The organism is Paenibacillus sp. 1SOY10, from assembly GCF_056836745.1.
In genome coordinates, this window is record NZ_JBXENK010000001.1 from 86,884 (window position 1) to 103,804 (window position 16,921).

At 49.1% G+C, this 16,921-nt stretch carries 19 protein-coding genes; 14 read left to right on the plus strand and 5 right to left on the minus strand.

Annotated elements, in window-relative coordinates; all coding sequences use genetic code 11:
• The first annotated feature begins 180 nt into the window (after nucleotides 1-180).
• Together AC1VOR_RS00400 and AC1VOR_RS00405 are read left to right on the plus strand one after the other, a co-directional pair.
• Entirely contained in the window at nucleotides 181-375 is a 195-nt protein-coding gene (locus AC1VOR_RS00400; RefSeq protein WP_482615033.1) for a hypothetical protein, read from the plus strand.
• Nucleotides 376-582: 207 nt separating this feature from the next.
• Nucleotides 583-1,002: a DUF2500 domain-containing protein gene (locus tag AC1VOR_RS00405; protein ID WP_482615034.1), complete on the plus strand. Its 420-nt coding sequence runs from the start codon at nucleotides 583-585 to the stop codon at nucleotides 1,000-1,002.
• 149 nt (nucleotides 1,003-1,151) lie between these two features.
• Here AC1VOR_RS00405 and AC1VOR_RS00410 read toward each other — a convergent pair whose 3' ends face one another.
• On the minus strand, nucleotides 1,152-2,477 hold the full coding sequence (locus AC1VOR_RS00410) for an FAD-dependent oxidoreductase (RefSeq protein WP_482615035.1): 1,326 nt from the start codon (nucleotides 2,475-2,477) through the stop codon (nucleotides 1,152-1,154).
• A 268-nt stretch (nucleotides 2,478-2,745) separates the two neighbouring features.
• Here AC1VOR_RS00410 and AC1VOR_RS00415 point away from each other — a divergent pair, with 268 nt between their 5' ends.
• From AC1VOR_RS00415 to AC1VOR_RS00425, 3 genes are all read left to right on the plus strand, one after another.
• Nucleotides 2,746-3,168: a cell wall hydrolase gene (locus AC1VOR_RS00415; RefSeq protein WP_059053066.1), complete on the plus strand. Its 423-nt coding sequence runs from the start codon at nucleotides 2,746-2,748 to the stop codon at nucleotides 3,166-3,168.
• A gap of 24 nt (nucleotides 3,169-3,192) precedes the next feature.
• On the plus strand, nucleotides 3,193-3,645 hold the full coding sequence (gene gerQ / locus AC1VOR_RS00420) for a spore coat protein GerQ (RefSeq protein WP_482615036.1): 453 nt from the start codon (nucleotides 3,193-3,195) through the stop codon (nucleotides 3,643-3,645).
• Between the two features lie 566 nt (nucleotides 3,646-4,211).
• Entirely contained in the window at nucleotides 4,212-5,492 is a 1,281-nt protein-coding gene (locus tag AC1VOR_RS00425) for a hemolysin family protein (protein ID WP_482615037.1), read from the plus strand.
• 85 nt (nucleotides 5,493-5,577) lie between these two features.
• Here the strand turns inward: AC1VOR_RS00425 and AC1VOR_RS00430 are convergent, their stop codons facing one another.
• Nucleotides 5,578-6,810, minus strand: coding sequence for an aminopeptidase (locus tag AC1VOR_RS00430; RefSeq protein WP_482615039.1), 1,233 nt, complete (start codon nucleotides 6,808-6,810; stop codon nucleotides 5,578-5,580).
• A gap of 87 nt (nucleotides 6,811-6,897) precedes the next feature.
• Nucleotides 6,898-8,298, minus strand: a complete 1,401-nt coding sequence (locus AC1VOR_RS00435; protein ID WP_482615040.1) for a TrkH family potassium uptake protein — start codon at nucleotides 8,296-8,298, stop codon at nucleotides 6,898-6,900.
• 69 nt (nucleotides 8,299-8,367) lie between these two features.
• On the opposite strand from AC1VOR_RS00435, the gene AC1VOR_RS00440 reads away from it, so the two are divergent.
• From AC1VOR_RS00440 to AC1VOR_RS00465, 6 genes are all read left to right on the plus strand, one after another.
• Nucleotides 8,368-8,640, plus strand: coding sequence for a hypothetical protein (locus AC1VOR_RS00440; RefSeq protein ID WP_482615041.1), 273 nt, complete (start codon nucleotides 8,368-8,370; stop codon nucleotides 8,638-8,640).
• Between the two features lie 81 nt (nucleotides 8,641-8,721).
• The gene (locus AC1VOR_RS00445; RefSeq protein ID WP_482615043.1) at nucleotides 8,722-9,807 is read left to right on the plus strand and encodes an AI-2E family transporter; all 1,086 of its coding nucleotides are present in this window, start codon (nucleotides 8,722-8,724) and stop codon (nucleotides 9,805-9,807) included.
• A gap of 121 nt (nucleotides 9,808-9,928) precedes the next feature.
• Entirely contained in the window at nucleotides 9,929-10,396 is a 468-nt protein-coding gene (locus AC1VOR_RS00450) for a hypothetical protein (protein WP_482615045.1), read from the plus strand.
• Between the two features lie 167 nt (nucleotides 10,397-10,563).
• Entirely contained in the window at nucleotides 10,564-10,998 is a 435-nt protein-coding gene (locus tag AC1VOR_RS00455; RefSeq protein WP_482615047.1) for an Rrf2 family transcriptional regulator, read from the plus strand.
• A gap of 153 nt (nucleotides 10,999-11,151) precedes the next feature.
• The gene (locus AC1VOR_RS00460; protein ID WP_482616359.1) at nucleotides 11,152-12,021 is read left to right on the plus strand and encodes a VOC family protein; all 870 of its coding nucleotides are present in this window, start codon (nucleotides 11,152-11,154) and stop codon (nucleotides 12,019-12,021) included.
• 98 nt (nucleotides 12,022-12,119) lie between these two features.
• Nucleotides 12,120-12,680 (plus strand): GNAT family N-acetyltransferase, encoded by a 561-nt coding sequence (locus AC1VOR_RS00465; RefSeq protein WP_482615049.1) that lies wholly within the window; start codon nucleotides 12,120-12,122, stop codon nucleotides 12,678-12,680.
• Nucleotides 12,681-12,736: 56 nt separating this feature from the next.
• On the opposite strand, the gene AC1VOR_RS00470 is transcribed toward AC1VOR_RS00465, so the two are convergent.
• Entirely contained in the window at nucleotides 12,737-13,591 is an 855-nt protein-coding gene (locus tag AC1VOR_RS00470; RefSeq protein ID WP_482615051.1) for an SDR family NAD(P)-dependent oxidoreductase, read from the minus strand.
• Nucleotides 13,592-13,614: 23 nt separating this feature from the next.
• Nucleotides 13,615-14,469 carry an SDR family NAD(P)-dependent oxidoreductase gene (locus AC1VOR_RS00475; protein ID WP_482615053.1) on the minus strand — a complete coding sequence of 285 codons (855 nt, stop codon included), beginning with the start codon at nucleotides 14,467-14,469 and terminating at the stop codon, nucleotides 13,615-13,617.
• Nucleotides 14,470-14,688: 219 nt separating this feature from the next.
• Between AC1VOR_RS00475 and AC1VOR_RS00480 the strand changes: the two genes are divergently transcribed.
• The 3 genes from AC1VOR_RS00480 to AC1VOR_RS00490 all read left to right on the plus strand — a co-directional run bounded on the left by AC1VOR_RS00480 (nucleotide 14,689) and on the right by AC1VOR_RS00490 (nucleotide 16,921).
• Nucleotides 14,689-15,171 (plus strand): MerR family transcriptional regulator, encoded by a 483-nt coding sequence (locus tag AC1VOR_RS00480; protein WP_482615054.1) that lies wholly within the window; start codon nucleotides 14,689-14,691, stop codon nucleotides 15,169-15,171.
• A 103-nt stretch (nucleotides 15,172-15,274) separates the two neighbouring features.
• A complete protein-coding gene (locus AC1VOR_RS00485; RefSeq protein ID WP_018753935.1) occupies nucleotides 15,275-15,544 on the plus strand; it encodes an ACT domain-containing protein in 270 nt (89 codons plus the stop codon).
• 18 nt (nucleotides 15,545-15,562) lie between these two features.
• Complete coding sequence (locus AC1VOR_RS00490) at nucleotides 15,563-16,921, plus strand: DUF711 family protein (protein ID WP_482615056.1); 1,359 nt, start codon at nucleotides 15,563-15,565, stop codon at nucleotides 16,919-16,921.

Consider the following 16,921-nt stretch of genomic DNA (forward strand, 5'->3'; position numbering starts at 1 on the left):
CATGCCTTTTTTGTAGGGTGCAGTAAAATAGTTTTGTGACGTTCATCATATTGTGAAATTTATCACGTTGTATATTTCAGACTTTGTGATATATTTAACTTGTAAGGAACAACAAACACAAATAAAGACACGTAAGCCCGGAGCTAAGCTCCAAAACAAATTGACAGGAGTGGATTCTTTATGAAAACAACAGCTCAAGAAACGGTAACTCGCAACTTCCTTCAATTCTGCTACAATTGTGAAGACGCTCATCTGTGTACGACTGAGGAAATGTGTAAGGCTTGCTGGGCAGAACAAGGACTTGACGCAGAATTAAACGGAGAACTGGGCGGTGCAGAAGAAACCCGTCAATTGCTGTTCCAGTATTATGCTTAAGCTAATCAGACCCAGCTTGAATCACGATTAGACCTCCATCCGTAACCGGGATTTGGAGGTTTTTTGTTTTGTCCCTAAATTTATGGACAAGAGTGGTATATTTTCCGGACACGTGGAATAACAAGTTTCTCGCAGGCCAGGCATATACATAAGGAGAGAAAGGGAAGACAGCATCAAACGCTACCTCTAGTAAGGAGGGATGAAGCTATGCAGCCTTGGACGGAAATGTTCGAAATGATGGAGGGTGGCTTGCCGATCTTGCTATTCGTCCTTGTGGGCCTACTTGTACTTACCGCAACGGGTGGCTTGCTGCGCAGTCTGGGCAATAGCAGACAGCCTGTGCTAAGCGTGACCTCTGTGATTGTCGGTAAGCGCACCGAGGTGACGCATCGACATGATACGGATACTTCCGTCAACCGGTCTGACACCAAGTATTATCTCACGTTCGAGGTGGAGAGCGGCGATCGCCTGGAGTTTGCTGTCTCTGGTCTGGAGTATGGCCAAAGTGCAGAAGGGGATGAGGGGAAGCTGACGTTTCAGGGTCGTCGTTATCACGGGTTTGAGCGGGTTTTGCGTACGTATGTGACAGAGGCCCAGGAATATCGCAGATACCATAGTTCCGGCTAAGAGCTGGACCCATACAGCAACATTCTTACCAAAAATGAAAGGAAGGCTATATCGTTGGAACTTTCGGACAATACAAAAAGCAGAAGCCTGACGGAAGCACAGAGGGAAACCCGCTTCTTCCGTGAAGGCTTCTGCTTTTCTATGATGAATTAATAAGCCAGAGCTTTTGTATCAACTGTTTCTTCCAGCAGCATCTGCGCTACTGCGCGACCACTGGAGAATGCCCGTTCAGCAAGCTCTCCCTTGCCTACGCAGCCGTCGCCGCAGAAATAGAAGGGGAGCCCCTCCATGCGATTGGGCAACAGCTTATTGCCACTAACATTTTTCACACTGGCAACCATTGCTTTCTTGGATACACGCTTCACCTCAAGACAATCACGCCACCCCGGATAATACGTATCAAACAGGGACTCCATCTGCTTGGTCTTCTGCTCTAGATATTCCTTCTTCTCTTGTTCCTCTTTGAAATCGTCGTTCAGGTAGGCAATTCCCTGGAGCAATTGGCCATGGACTGGGGCCGCCGTGTAGTCCGTTGCAGATACATCGCTAACGAAGATTTTGCGATCCATGTCACTGATATAATGGAACGGACGAGCTACGACCTTGGATAACCCGATATCGTACACCAGCACCTCGGTAGCGGTATTATTCTGATAAGGAGTCATAAAGTCGCTCCACGCCGAGCCTTCCAGCAACTTGTTGATCTGCTGTACAGGCATGGCGAACACAACTTGATCGAATTCAAGCTGCTGCCGCGTTTTTGTATTCAATATGAATCGGCCATCCTGCATTTCGATGGACTCCACCGGTTCCTTGGTGGCAATATCCCAATCTGGGTTCATACCAATCTTCTCGGTGAGTTGATGGGTAATCGTACTCCAACTGCCTACAATGTAGCTGACGGGACGGCTGGACAGGAACAAATTATGATAGTAATCCGCGATAACATCACCCGGCACTTTCCTGGCCTCTTCGGGTGTAATGAAGAAGTTGGAGCAGACCAAATGCTCCCATAATTCCTTGACATCTGCCGATGCCGTCGACTGTTCCAGATAGTCTCCCAAGGTGCGGTGCTGCTTCAATTGATGAATGTTACCGATGACAGCAGCGATTTCGGCCACAAACCGCATCTTCTCCAGCGGAGAGAGCACCTGGGTCTTCATGACATTGACAAAATCAAGAGGAGCCGGGGTTAACTGTCCGTGCTTAGCGTAAACGACCTTACGTTTGTCTACCTGCTTGTTCTGGAACTTCAATTCCAATTCATCTTCCATGGTTTGGAGCGTGTGTCGATCTATTCCGTATACCGCATGTGCCCCGTAATTCAGAGTAAATCCCGATTTCTCATAAGTAAAAGCGCGGCCGCCCAATTGAGGGCTTCGTTCGAATACCGTACCGGACGTATCACCGTGATTCGATAGGTAAGCGGCAGCCGTCAGTCCGGCAAGCCCACCGCCAATAATCGCAATTCTCATGGGGGAAACCTCCTAAAAGGTGTTTATGAAGCCAAGCGTTTTATAAAGAAAAAGACACAAACCTATAAACAAACTTTATTTACCTTCAGTATATGCTATTCATGTAAGCGCGTCCATAGAAATGGACACAATTTGTTCAATTTTGTAATCGCATTCAACAGCCTGTACTTCCAGCAAATGGGTGGTTTGTTTTCTCCCCTTCTTAGGCACCAAGATGGGCATCTGCACATAAGATATAGCGTTCAGCAGGGAGGAAGGAGGTACCAAATTGGCTGTAATCAAGACCAATTCCGAGGACGTCAGGCTGCTGGCGCGCCTGATGCGTGCAGAAGCGGAAGGAGAAGGCGAACAGGGAATGCTGATGGTCGGGAATGTCGGCGTTAACCGCATTCTTGGCGATTGCCTTGATTTCCGTGATATTCGCGATATGAACCGAATGGTTTTTCAAAGTCCTGGCGGTTTTGAAGCCACGCAGAAGGGATATTTCTATCAGAGAGCACGTGATCGTGATATTCGCTTGGCGCAGCGAATCATTGATGGGGAGCGGGTGTGGCCGGCGTCCAATGCGCTATGGTTCTTCCGCCCGGCCGGGGATTGCCCCGGGACCTGGTACAATCAGCAAAATACCGGCAGATTCAAAGCTCATTGCTTCTTTGCACCAACTGCGGAGGATTGTCCTACCGTTTACTAATCAATTAAGAGGAGGAATTTTTACATGTTCACACAGCCTTACCGGCCGATGGCCTATCCCATGGGTCCTAACCAACCGGCCCCTCATTATAAGGGGATGGGATACCCGATGATGTCAGCAGGAGGAGGCATCATCCCGCCGCAGATTCCTAGCGGCAGTCCAATGACCGCCGGTGGTACCGCGGTTCCTGTACCTGTAACATCCTACGAGCAATCCTATATCGAGAACATACTTCGCCTGAATCTGGGCAAGGTCGGCACCTTCTACATGACATATGAAAATAACAGCGAATGGAATGCCAAGATATTCAAAGGCGTGCTTGAGGCTGCCGGGCGTGACCACATCATTATCAGCGACCCGGTGACGGGTGTGCGTACGATTATGCTCATGGTGAACTTCGACTATGCCACCTTTGATGAACCTCTGACCTATCAATATCCTGGCACCATTGGCGCTCCGCCAACAAGACGTCGCTAGAGTGAACACCCCTTACCCAAGGGGTGTTCTTTTCTTTTAGAGGTTGTTCAAAAAGTCGCGTTCCCAGAACGAAGTTGTTCAAGGAGTGGACTCGACATCGAATCTTGAATTCAGTCGGGCCAAGCATAGGCTTCCGTAGTATGTTTCTTACAGAAACATTTGAGTTGCTCACGTACCCATGCTTCCGAAGTCGTTTTCTCCGAAAACGTGTAGCCCCGCTACTCACGTCCCTGGCTTCATCCAACTCAAGCGTTTTGAAAAAACGCACATCGGAAGCATAAGCTTTGGTCCTGAAAACTCGACTTTTTGAACACGCACTTTTAGATGTTTTTTCTTAGGCTACAGCCCGTTCGACAGGAATACGGCAGCGGTTGACTGTGTAGTGTATAATATATAATCAAAGGAGATGGGTCTATTGGGAAGTTGATGCGGAATTTGATAATTATTGTAAGTTTTGATTCAATCAATTTCAAATCACGAAGGAGGTGCACCTATTCACCGCCTCATCAGTGGGAATAGGAAATGTATTGAGTGACCCTTTACCGAGTCTTTTCTCTGTAGGATGGATGATCTTATTGGTATTGCTTAACGGATTCTTCGTTTCAGCGGAATTTGCTATTATCAAAGTCAAGAGTTCGCGAATCGACGCATTGGCGGAAGAAGGGCGCAGAGGCGCCAAAATCGCCAAGGATTTGTTAGGTCGGCTAGATGGATATTTATCGGCATGCCAGGTAGGAATTACCCTTAGCTCGCTTGGGCTGGGGTGGCTTGGAGAATCGGTGGTTGCCCGCATGCTTGGACCACTGTTTAAGTGGATGGGCTTCGGCGAGAGGCCGGTGTATATCATATCGCTAGCCGTTGCCTTTGTACTGGTTGCCGTCCTGCATATTGTGCTTGGGGAATTGGCCCCGAAAACGATCGCCGTTCGCAAGGCTGAAACCATCTTGTTATGGTTGGCTTGGCCGATGCGTGTTTTTTACCGGCTGATGTATCCCTTCATCTGGGTGTTAAATCTTCTTTCAAGTGGTTTGCTACGCATGTTCGGCATGACCCGCGTCTCGGAGCAGGAGTCGCTGCATACGGAAGAGGAAATTCGCGTTATGATGAAGGAGAGCAGCGAAAGCGGCTTGATCGACAGCACAGAAATGTCGCTCATGGACAACATATTTGAATTCGCTGATACTACCGCTCGGGAGATTATGATTCCCCGGACGGAAATGATTTGCCTGTACACCCAGCACTCGCTGGAGGAGAACCTGGAGATTGCCCTGGAAGGCACACGAACCCGTTATCCCGTATGTAATCAGGATAAGGACCATATTATCGGATTTATTCATGTCAAGGATTTGATTCGTTCTCATTCCCGCCATCTGCGCGACCATATTCGGCCGATTATGGCCGTTCCCGAATCCATTCCGATCAGCGATCTAATGAAACGCATGCAAAGAGGCAAGTCGCAAATTGCTATTCTGATCGATGAATATGGAGGAACTTCCGGGATGGTGACGCTGGAAGATATCGTAGAGGAGATTGTCGGGGAGATTCAGGATGAATTTGACGAGGAGCGTCCTGCCATTGAGCAGTTGGATACCGAAGTGTATTCCGTGGACGGCTTGCTGCTGATCGAAGCGATCAATGATCATTTCAATCTGGACCTGGACTCTGAGGATTACGATACTATCGGGGGATGGCTCTACGCCCGGCTTGATATTCTCCCGCCGCAGATCGGCAATGCCGTTGAGTACGGCGAATATACTTATATTGTGGAAGAGACCGACAACAAGAGAATTTCCCGCGTTCAGATTCTCCGGCAGCAGTTAATGCCACTGGAGGAAGCAGGCGCCTGATAATAATAAATAAAAACCGGATGACCTCATGATGAGGAATCCGGTTTTTTTGCGTGCTATCGCTATGAGAGTGGGTAGGCCTCTATTAGAATGCCCAGTTGCCTTCCCGGAAGATTTGCTCTTCCTTGCCGTCAGCAGTGACGCCGAAGATGTCCATCTTGGCCGAGCCAATCATAAAGTCCTCATGCGCCAAGCTGGCATTAAGACCACGCTCAGAAAGTTCCTCTTGACTCATGTCCTTGCCGCCTTCGAGATTGAAGGCATAGGCATTACCGATCGCCAAGTGATTAGAAGCATTCTCGTCGAACAACGTGTTGTAGAACAGGATGTTGGACTGGGAGATAGGGGAGTTATGTGGCACCAATGCCACTTCACCCAAAGAGCGTGAGCCTTCGTCCAATTCAATAAGCTGTTGCAAGACATCTTGGCCTACAGCAGCTTTGTAATCCACAATACGTCCGTTCTCGAACGTGAGCGAGAAGCCATCGATAATCGTACCCCGATAGCTGAGCGGTTTTGTTGCAGTTACAGTACCGTTCACCCCCGACTTGTGAGGAGCGGTGAATACTTCTTCCGTAGGGAGGTTGGCAAGAAAAGTATACCCTTGTGCGTTATGACTTTCCGCAGCTACCCACAGATGCCCTTCCGGCAAATCAATGGTCAGGTCGGTGCCTGGTGCTATGTAATGAAGCTTCTTATAACGTTTGTTGTTCAAATACTCGGACTTTTCCTTAAGGTTATCGATGTGGCGTTTCCAGGCCGCGATTGGATCTGGTTGATCGAGACGTACGGTCCGGAAGATCGTCTCCCAAAGCGCGTTAACGCGATCGGATTCTGCCAGTTCAGGGAATACCTTATCCGCCCATGGCTTGGATGGCACCGCTACAATGGACCAACTGAACTTGTCAGCCATCTGCAATTGCCGATACTCCTTCATCACTTTACCGTAGGCCTTCTGGTGATTGGTCAGTCGCTGTGTAGACACACCGTTCAGCAGGTCGGGGTCAGAGGACATCACGTGCAGTACGGCAGCACCATTCTTCACGTATTCCAGCATTTCTCCAGCATACCATTTCGGCTCATCCAGGAAGGATTCCTCGGCCGCCAAGTCATAGCGAAGACGAGTGACCGTGTCGTCGCTCCAGTTCACCTTAACAAAGCGAGCACCCACTTTATAGGCTTGCTTGACGATCAGGCGAACCAGTTCCGCACAATCAATGGAGGCATTGATAATAAGGGTCTGTCCTTGCTGGACGTTGACGCCTATTTTGACTGCTAATTCTGCATATTTCTCCAGTTTGGTTTGAAAATCGGACATATCGAACTCTCCTCCATACTAAATAAGTTATTGTTCTATCATACACCAATCGAATAACAATTGTAATTCGGGACCTCTCGGCGCAGATTAACCTATAATAATTTTGCCTTCAGGATACTTTAATAATTCCTTTTTGGATTTAGAAGTGAAGGCGTAAGCTAATGTCAGCGGACCTATCCGCCCAAGAAACATGACGATGCACAGAATAACCTTGCTGATATCGGTTAGCCTAGGGGTCAGATCAAGGCTGAGGCCCGCGGTGGCGAAGGCCGAGGTCGTCTCGAACAACAGCGCCAGGAAGGAGCGGTCCTCCAGCGCAGACAGGGTCATGGCGACGAAGACGACCAGGAAAGTAGCCAGCCAGGTTTGGGTAATCGCCTTGATGATGGAACCCTTGGACAAGCGCTGACGGAAGAAGACGATATCCTCCTTGCCTCTAATCATCGTATACATAGCACCCAGCAGAATGGCGAACACCGTCACCTTGATTCCGCCACCCGTGGAGCCAGGAGCCGCCCCGATGAACATCAATAGTATCAGAAGGAACTGGCTGGATTGCTCCATATTGGCGATGGTGACTGTGCTGACGCCTCCGGATCTGGAGCTGACAGAATGAAAGATACTGGCGTACACACGATCTATCCAGTTCATGGTTCCCATGGTGTCAGGGTTGCCAGCCTCGTTAATCAGCAGGAGCAGGGCTCCAACCACGGTCAAGATGGCCGACATGGTCAGGACCACTTTGGTATGCAAGGCCAGACGGCGCGTGCGCCGATAGCCCAGCAAGTCAGAAATGACAATGAACCCAATCCCGCCAAGAAAAATCAAGACCATAACCACGATATTGACAAACGGATCGCTTGCATACTCCGCAAGGCCACTGAAGGGACCATGAATTTGGCCAAACAGATCAAAGCCTCCGTTGTTAAAGATAGAAATACTATGGAAAATGCCATAATACGCGGCTTGTCCTACCGGCATATCGTAGGAGAACCTGGCGGCAAGCAGCAACGCCCCGACCGCTTCTATGGTCAGGGAATAGGCGAGAACGCGCAGGATCAATTGCAGTAGTCCGCCGATTTGATGGTAATTCAGGGCCTCCTGGAGCAGGAGCCGATCTCGCAGGGAGATGCGACGGTTGAAGGCCAGGAGAATTAGCGTGCCTATGGTTGTGAAGCCCAGTCCCCCGATCTGCACCAGTAGCAAGATGACGATCTGCCCGAACAAGCTGAAATGCGTTCCTGTATCAACCACAGTCAAACCCGTAACACAGGTGGCTGAAGTCGCGGTGAAGAACGCATCAATCAGATCGAGCTTCCGTCCTTCCACCGAAGCGGGAGCAAGCGATAACAGAAACGTGCCGATCATAATCATCAGGGCAAATCCAAAGGTTAATACTTTGGCAGGAGAGAGTAGCGATTTTTTTGGTTTTGGCAAGGGTGATCCACCTCTATACAAGTTCTGTGTATTGATATTGACATAAAACATGGTACGATATTGCAATAAGAATGTACAATGCCAAAAAGTTATTCACAGCATAAAGGAGTTGCTAAATGTATGAAGGAAATACATATTGTAAGCGCACAAATGAAGAAGCAAGAGGATGGGACCTATATCGGCAAGACCATATTTGAGGTCGAAGGCCACAAGGTCGGCTACGAAATCTCCTTTTTCAGCAAGCGGGGGCATGATTGGGACTACAGCCTGCATTATGCCGGAGAGCCTGGCATGGAGGAGCAACTTCTTGACGTGGATGCCAAGATCGAGCAGGAGGATAGCTGGTTCGATACTTTGCTGGATGCCGCCTGGAATGCCCTGCCGGAGAATTAAATCAGGTGAGCTAAGTAATCGGCAGAACAAACGGATTCACCGGAATGCTCAAATTCAAGAAGGAGGGAGGTGGAGCATCACATGCTGCAACATCCATTCTACCGTACAACGCTTGGCATTATTCTGGTGCTGACGATGATCTACTTGCTGTCCAAGGTCAGCTTTATTTTCAATCCATTGCTCACATTGGTAAGTATACTGATTGTCCCGATTACGATCTCGGGATTTCTGTATTATTTGTTGCGACCGATCGTCCAGTTCCTGGATGGCAAGAAGCTAAACCGGATTTTATCCATCCTGCTGATTTATTTGCTGTTTGCTGGCGTACTGACGGTGTTCCTTATCGTGGTGTGGCCGCCCCTGCAAAATCAGATTATCGAGTTCATGAATAACGTGCCCCGGTTGATTAGTAACTTGCAGAAGCAAATGACAAATATCCGGGAGAGTACGTTTTTCTCCATGGTGGCCAACGAGAGTAGCCCGGAGCTGATGAACAAGATTACAGAGCATTTGAATTCAGCAGTGGAAGCCATCTCTGGATATCTGTCTCACTTCTTCACCTTCTTGAATGATTTTGTGATTGTTGTCGGTACTGTTCCCATCTTCTTGTATTACATGCTCAAGGAAGATGAGCGGGTTACCCCGGCCTTGATACGTATGCTGCCCGCCAAGTACCGCAAGGATGGGAGTAGCGTTATTCATGATATTGACAACATGCTCAAGGGCTTCATTGCCGGACGTATGATTAGTGCCGTGGTACTTGCCTTGATGAGCTTCATCGGGTTCTGGCTGATCGGGTTGCCATACCCGTTGCTGCTGGCTGTAGTCGGAGCGCTCTTCAATTTCGTTCCTTATTTCGGTGCGCTGCTCGGGGCCATTCCCTGTGTCATTGTGGCGTTTACCGTATCGCCTTCCATGGTGATCGGGGTCATTGCTATTGTGGTGATAGCCCAACAGGTGGAAGGTAATCTCATCTCGCCATATATCTACGGCAAGACCATTAACATTCATCCACTTACGACAATCATTCTACTGTTGGTAGCAGGAGACTTTGCCGGTATTCTGGGAATGATCCTGGCGATTCCGGTCTATATGATGCTTAAGATCGTGGTGCTGAGAGCACATAAAGCTTATTTTGCCTCTAGAATTGAAAAACTACCGGAATAAAGGCCTGTATCGTTAGTATCACCTTTATGAAAGCGTGATTAAAATCATATCTCCATCCCCCGCAATTGGGCGATGATTAACCTACAAAAAAGATATTTAATACGCTCGGGGGATGATATGCATGGCAGTCAATGCCAAAGGCGGGAAGTTTTTTTACGCATGGAGCAAAGTGCTTCCTGACGGATCGTTTTACCTTCCGGATCAAGCCCTACATGAGTACCATATTAAGCCGGATTCCAACATTATTTTAATGACAGGGCGCAATACGGTCAAAGGCTTTAGCGTCGTATGCAAGGAGTTAATTGCAAACTCGCCGCTGGCTTCTATTTTTGCCAGCATGCCTGAGCTCCAACGGTTCAGGATCCCCGAAGGGGAGACCATCACATTCAAAGAACGTACCTTCTGCTGGGTTCATCTCAATAGCAGCCATTACTTTACATTGCCTCTGCACACCTGGCAGCAATTTGGCTTGAAGCCGGGGGATCAGCTTCTCAGTTTGCGGGCGACGCACCTGGCCTTTAACAACTTGTCTGAAGGTCCGTATATCGAGCAGGCCAAGCAAATCCGTGATATTCATGTTTATGGATGATTGTCTGGGAATGGTCCATTTGAGAAAGAACGGAATTAAGCCGTCAGACCGTGATTATATTGTACGGTTAGGCGGCTTCTTTCTTGGCTTGTCGGGAATCCTATTGACATAACACTATATATGTAACTAATATTGTTACAAGGAAGTGGAAAGGGGGAAGTGCTGTTATGATGATCAGCTCCAGATTCTCAGTTGCTATCCATATCTTGTCCTTGCTTGAATTTAACAAGGAGGGTGTGAGCACATCGGAATATATTTCCGGTAGCGTGAATACCAATCCAGTCGTGATTCGCCGCATCATGAGTATGTTGAATAAGGCGGGACTGGTGGAAGTGCGGGCTGGTGTGGCCGGAACCAAGCTGTTACATGAGCTGGAGGACATTACGCTGCTTGATGTTTATCGTGCGGTTAACGTGGTGGAAGAGGATGGCCTGTTTGCAGTACACGACCGCCCTAATCCAAATTGCCCGGTCGGGCGTAACATTCAGTCCGCGATTGAGCCAGTATTCTCTTCAGCGCAGAAGGCGATGGAGAAGACACTGGCGGCAGTGACGCTTCGGGATATCGTGGATGACCTATCTTCTAAATCGGAAGTCGGATAAGCTTGATATAAGGCTGTCTTAAAGTGTTGTCTTAAAATGTCCCTAACAGGGGCATTTTTTTGTATGAGCAGGCGGGGCTAAGGCACAATAAGTGATTGACATATCACCAACCTGTAACTATACTGATTACAACAAATAAGGAGGCGCTGTATGATGTCTTATCCAATACCTATTCATCCCGCCGCTCAGATCGGCACCGTACGCTTGAAAGTTAGAGATTTGGAGAAATCACTTCAATTTTACCGTGAAACAGTGGGTTTTCAGGTACTTAAACAATATGATCAGACTACCGAGCTTACTACGGATGGCCAACAATCGCTGTTAATTCTGGATGCTAACCCTGAATACCGGGTCCTGCGGGAAATGTCTGTATCGGGTTTGTATCATTTTGCTATTTTACTGCCGGATCGTGTGTCCTTGGGGCTGGCTCTGCGGAACCTGATTAAGCATCAAGTCCCTGTGGGGCAAGGGGATCACTTGGTCAGTGAAGCCCTGTATTTCAACGACCCTGACGGAAATGGAATTGAAATCTATGCAGACCGTCCACGTGATACGTGGCAGAAGGATAGCGGTGGGGAATACGTTATGACCACCGACACCGTAGATGTAGACAGTTTGCTAACTCTTTCTGAATCAGCGGAATGGAACGGATTGCCTGCCGGAACACGAATTGGGCATGTTCACTTCCATGTGGGCGATTTGCAGAAGGCGGAGCAATTCTATACTCAGGTACTTGGCTTTGAAGTGACTGCCCACTACGGTAAGGCTGCCCTGTTTATCGCTGCTGGTGGTTATCACCACCACATCGGTCTTAATTTGTGGGCAGGGGCGGGAGCACCACCGGCACCGGAGGATGCAGTGGGCATTCGCTACTTCACGACAACGCTGCCTGACGCCTCCGCGCTGGAGGCGGTTATAAGCCGGCTGGAGGAAGCAAACGTTCCTTATGAGCGGGAGCTTAGTGGCATTTCCCTGCATGACCCCTTTGGCATTGGCATCAAGCTTGAGGTGATTGCAGCCTGATTCGTTTGACATGATGGAATGGTTGGCTCTTTCTTTCGTCCTGTTCCTTCCTCTATAATGGATTTAGCAAGAAGTCTACGGAGAAAGGACGGACCGTCATGAAACTGTTCCCGCAGCTTGAGACAGAACGCTTTATTCTCAGAAAGCTAACTTCGGAAGACGCCGCAGATCTCTTTAAATACTTCTCGACGGATGAAGTGACCAAATATTATGACTTGGAACGATTTGTAGAGCTTCGGCAGGCGGAGGAACTGATTCAGACCTGGAACAGTCGCTACACGGAGCGTCGAGGCTATCGCTGGGCTATCATTGTCAAATCCAAGAGCAGCCGGGTGATTGGCACCTGTGGATTCCATAACTGGTCCAAGACGAATCAGAAGGCCGAGGTCGGTTATGAGCTAGATCCTGCCTATTGGGGGCAGGGCGTCATGAGCGAGGTGCTGCAAGAGGTGTTGCGCTTTGGGTTTGAGGATCGTGGATTACATCGGGTAGAAGCCTTTATCGATCCGGATAATATCCGGTCCCGTTATTTGCTGGAGAAGGTGGGCTTCTACGAGGAAGGTTACTTGAAGGAATGTTTCTTCGAGAAAAATCAGTTCGTGGATGCCGTTCTATTCGCTTTACTTAAGAAGCAATATCAAGACAGGCTGCAACGTTAGGCAAATCAAAGAGCTTTGTCCTTGACCTTCTCAGGCCGGGGACAAAGCTCTTTTTGTCATACATGAACTTTGCGGAATTCCTCCCGATAGATCTGTTCGACTCGTTCGAGCACGGGTTGGGCTAATGCCCTGAAGGGAAGCGACTGAATTTTCCCTTTAATAAGGAATACACCTGTCTTGCTTCGGTGTTCCCCTAAGGCAGCGTCAAACAGCAAGCTGGCCCCGTGCGTCGGGGGTGGGGTGAAGCGCATGAGCGGCTCTAGCCAGATAGGCAGTCCGGACTTTTGGCCCTTGCGCACCGTATTGTTGTTACCAGGATCAACGCTGCGAATCAGAATCCCCTCCTTGGCAAGCGATGGCGCTAGTGCCTCCGTCCATAAGGACAGTGCCAGCTTGGAAGCGGCATAAGGTCCCAGCATCTTGCGGAACTTTGGCGGGTGTTCCAGTTGTTCAAGCTCAAATGTTCTGAGCATGTTGAGTGCGGAGGAGGAGGTATTAATTACCGTTTTGAGCTTGCCCTTGAGCAGCAGTTCCTTAAGTTCCATAGTAATGAGATAAGGTACGATGGTTAGAAGCTCATAGTGTGTCTCGCGACCTTGCGGCGTATAGGTAAGTTCTGGGAAGCTCTGTCCGGCATTATTAAAGATTACGTCGATGAAGGGCTCTCCCTCTCGAACCTCCTGAAGTGTACGCCGCAAGCTGTTATAATCGGCAAGATCGGCCACCTTGTAAATTCGCAGTTTTCGCTCATTTACCGCTTGTTGCAGTAGCATGTCGCCAGATGGCACCGCGGATCGATTTAAGGCAACGACCTGCCATCCTTCATTTAGTAACTTCCTGGTTAATTCCAGCCCGATGCCCGAATTGGCCCCTGTTATTAATGCAACGGGGTGGCTTGTATTACTTTGCATAACCTATCCCTCCCGTTTAATATTCAGCGTATAAACTTATATTCTTCTGTATAAATTTGCTGGAGCCGTTCAAGTAGTGGTTTGGCATAGGCTCTGAAAGTCAGCGACTGAATCTTTCCTTTGTTCACAAATACACCTGTCTTGCCACGGTGTTCCCCTAAGGCACCTTCAAGCAGCAAGCTGGCTCCATGCGTCGGGGGTGCGAAGAAATAGCGCATAATCGGCTCCAGCCAGATGGGTAGGCCGGACTTCTTGCCTTTGCGGAGCGTGTTATTGCTTCCTGGGTCTATGCTGCGAATCAGAATGCCTTCCTTGGCCAGTAAGGGTGCTACGGCTTCTGTCCATAGCGATAGCCCCAACTTGGAGGCTGCGTAAGGTCCCAACAATTTGCGGAACTTCTTCGGACGCTGCAATTGTTCAAGATCGAAGGATTTAATCATATTAAGGGCCGTAGAGGAGGTGTTAATGACGGTTTTAAGATTTCCCTTCAGCAGAAGTTCCTTGAGTTCCATGGTGATGATATACGGAACAACGGTCATGAGCTCGTAGTGCGTTTCCCGGCCCTGACGACTATAGGTAAGTTCGTGGAAGCTTCCTCCGGCATTATTAAAGAGTACATCGATGAACGGCTCCTTCTCCCGAACCTTTTGCAGGGCATACCGTAAGCTCTCATAATCGGCTAAATCGCCCACGGTGTAAACACGAAGCTGCCCGCTCTGGACGGCTTGTTGCAGCGGTATGTCGCCCGATGGCACCGCAGATCGATTCAAGGCAATGACCTGCCAACCTTCATCCAGTAATTTGCGGGTCAATTCAAGTCCGATACCCGAACTGGCCCCCGTAATCAGAGCCACTTGTTCTCTTGTATTTCTAAGCATGTGTATCCCTCCCATGTAATTGAGCAGCATCGTAAGGCTGCCAGTAGGGAACAGTGTAGATGTTGGAGTCGACTCCAAGTCAAGCAGCCACATTCACGTACAAATATTTTTTTTGATTGCTTGACCTGGAGTTAACTCCAGGTTATATAATGACGTCAAGCAAACGGTTCGGAATAAGAATAGGCTTTGACTTAACAAACTAAAGGAGGAATAGGGGCTATGAGTATGACTTATGCGGACACTGAGGTTTTTTCCATCAAGCAAGCGGCCGAACGAACAGGCCTTTCTGAGGATACAATTCGCTATTATGAAAAGATTTCATTGCTGCCACGCGCCAAGCGGAAGGAAAATGGCCACCGAATTTACTATACAAAGGATATCGAGACACTTAAGCTGATCGGCTGCCTGAAGAAGACGGGAATGCCCTTGGAGGAGATGCGTCCCTTCCTGCAAGTGTCCGTTGATGCAGACCCTGGAGATTATCCGGAACTGGTGGATTTTATGAAAATGCACCGGGAGCATATTGTCGAGCAGATTGCTTCGTTGCAGCAAGTGGTGGACTTTATTGACCTTAAGCTTGTGCAAGGGAGTTACCGTCAGGAGTGTGCGGTCGAAGACCCTGGGGCTCATTCGGAACCTGCTGGGCAGAAAACCAAACGCAAAACCGTATCTCCCTTAGAGAGGGGTTATTTTCCACAGTGAACCTAGTTATTGAACAATTCCTCGACTTTTGCCATAATAAGCGAAATAGGCACTCGCCAAGATAAGCTAGCGGCAGGGTTTGAACTTAAAGGAGGAAGCTTCAGTGAAGGGAATCATTACTGTACTGGGCAAGGACAAGGTAGGGATTATCGCAAGGGTATGTACGTATCTAGCAGATAGCGGTGTCAACATTCTGGACATCTCGCAGACGATTGTTCAGGGGTATTTCAACATGATGATGATCGTGGATATCTCGGCGGCATCCAAGGAATTTGAACGGCTGGTAGAGGAACTGCAGGGACTGGGCGAAGCCATTGGCGTAGAAATCAAGCTCCAGCATGAGGATATCTTCAATACGATGCACCGGATCTGAGAAAGGGGAGGGAACACCATGATTTCACGCGTAGAGGTACAGGAAACGAATACCATGATCCGGGAAATGAATCTGGACGTGCGGACGATTACGATGGGCATTAGCCTGATGGATTGCGCGCATGAGGATATGAGCATATTCAATCAGAAAATATATGATAAAATAACCCGCAGTGCCGAGCACTTGGTGAAGACGGGGGAGGATTTGGAGAAGCAATTTGGCGTGCCGATTGTGAACAAGCGAATCTCGGTGACTCCGATCTCCATCGCCGCAGGCGGGCTCAAGACCGATACATATGTCCCAGTAGCCGAAGCGCTGGATAGAGCGGCCAAGCAGGTGGGCGTCAACTTTATCGGAGGATTTTCGGCGCTGGTACAAAAGGGCTTTACGCAAGGGGATCGCATTCTGATTGACAGCATTCCGGAAGCGTTGGCTGTTACAGAGCGCGTATGCTCTTCGGTCAACATTGGCTCCTCACGCAACGGCATCAATATGGATGCGGTCAAACGCATGGGTGAAATCATCATACAGACGGCTGAGCGGACCGCAGATCTGGGATCAATCGGTTGCGCCAAACTGGTTGTGTTCTGTAATGCGGTGGAGGACAACCCGTTCATGGCCGGGGCTTTCCATGGCGTAGGAGAACGGGAATGCGTAATCAATGTAGGGGTCAGTGGTCCTGGTGTAGTGAAGCGTGCACTGGAGGATGTGAAGGGCAAGGATTTTGAGACCCTTTGCGAAACGATCAAGCGCACGGCCTTCAAGGTGACCCGGGTAGGGCAACTTGTGGCACAGGAAGCCTCCAAGCGGCTTGGCGTACCCTTTGGCATTATTGATCTATCCCTTGCGCCTACACCTGAGGTTGGTGATTCCATTGCTGAAATCTTTCAGGAAATGGGGCTGGAGGAAGCCGGGGCTCCCGGTACTACAGCGGCACTGGCTATTCTGAACGATAACGTCAAGAAGGGCGGCGTTATGGCTTCTTCCTATGTCGGTGGCCTTAGCGGTGCCTTCATTCCTGTTAGTGAGGACCACGGCATGATTGAAGCGGTACAGCGTGGTGCGTTGACGCTTGAGAAGCTTGAAGCCATGACCTGTGTTTGCTCCGTGGGCCTGGATATGATCGCTATTCCAGGTAGTACAAGCAGTGCCACTATTTCCGGTATCATTGCTGATGAAGCAGCCATCGGCATGGTTAACAACAAAACGACCGCCGTGCGGATTATTCCGGTGATTGGCAAGGAAGTTGGCGAGATCGTTGAGTTTGGTGGATTACTGGGCTATGCGCCTGTCATGCCAGTGAACAGCTTCAACTGTGCCCCGTTTATCCAACGTGGTGGACGTATTCCGGCACCGATTCATAGCTTTAAGAACTAG

Excerpts from the sequence above, each read along its gene's own strand:
- AC1VOR_RS00400 (WP_482615033.1), top strand. The coding sequence starts at position 181 with ATGAAAACAACAGCTCAAGAAACGGTAACTCGCAACTTCCTTCAATTC.
- AC1VOR_RS00405 (WP_482615034.1), top strand. The coding sequence starts at position 583 with ATGCAGCCTTGGACGGAAATGTTCGAAATGATGGAGGGTGGCTTGCCG.
- AC1VOR_RS00410 (WP_482615035.1), bottom strand. The coding sequence starts at position 2,477 with ATGAGAATTGCGATTATTGGCGGTGGGCTTGCCGGACTGACGGCTGCC.
- gerQ (WP_482615036.1), top strand. The coding sequence starts at position 3,193 with ATGTTCACACAGCCTTACCGGCCGATGGCCTATCCCATGGGTCCTAAC.
- AC1VOR_RS00425 (WP_482615037.1), top strand. The coding sequence starts at position 4,212 with ATGATCTTATTGGTATTGCTTAACGGATTCTTCGTTTCAGCGGAATTT.
- AC1VOR_RS00430 (WP_482615039.1), bottom strand. The coding sequence starts at position 6,810 with ATGTCCGATTTTCAAACCAAACTGGAGAAATATGCAGAATTAGCAGTC.
- AC1VOR_RS00435 (WP_482615040.1), bottom strand. The coding sequence starts at position 8,298 with ATGTTTTATGTCAATATCAATACACAGAACTTGTATAGAGGTGGATCA.
- AC1VOR_RS00440 (WP_482615041.1), top strand. The coding sequence starts at position 8,368 with ATGAAGGAAATACATATTGTAAGCGCACAAATGAAGAAGCAAGAGGAT.
- AC1VOR_RS00445 (WP_482615043.1), top strand. The coding sequence starts at position 8,722 with ATGCTGCAACATCCATTCTACCGTACAACGCTTGGCATTATTCTGGTG.
- AC1VOR_RS00450 (WP_482615045.1), top strand. The coding sequence starts at position 9,929 with ATGGCAGTCAATGCCAAAGGCGGGAAGTTTTTTTACGCATGGAGCAAA.
- AC1VOR_RS00455 (WP_482615047.1), top strand. The coding sequence starts at position 10,564 with ATGATGATCAGCTCCAGATTCTCAGTTGCTATCCATATCTTGTCCTTG.
- AC1VOR_RS00460 (WP_482616359.1), top strand. The coding sequence starts at position 11,152 with ATGTCTTATCCAATACCTATTCATCCCGCCGCTCAGATCGGCACCGTA.
- AC1VOR_RS00465 (WP_482615049.1), top strand. The coding sequence starts at position 12,120 with ATGAAACTGTTCCCGCAGCTTGAGACAGAACGCTTTATTCTCAGAAAG.
- AC1VOR_RS00470 (WP_482615051.1), bottom strand. The coding sequence starts at position 13,591 with ATGCAAAGTAATACAAGCCACCCCGTTGCATTAATAACAGGGGCCAAT.
- AC1VOR_RS00475 (WP_482615053.1), bottom strand. The coding sequence starts at position 14,469 with ATGCTTAGAAATACAAGAGAACAAGTGGCTCTGATTACGGGGGCCAGT.
- AC1VOR_RS00480 (WP_482615054.1), top strand. The coding sequence starts at position 14,689 with ATGAGTATGACTTATGCGGACACTGAGGTTTTTTCCATCAAGCAAGCG.
- AC1VOR_RS00490 (WP_482615056.1), top strand. The coding sequence starts at position 15,563 with ATGATTTCACGCGTAGAGGTACAGGAAACGAATACCATGATCCGGGAA.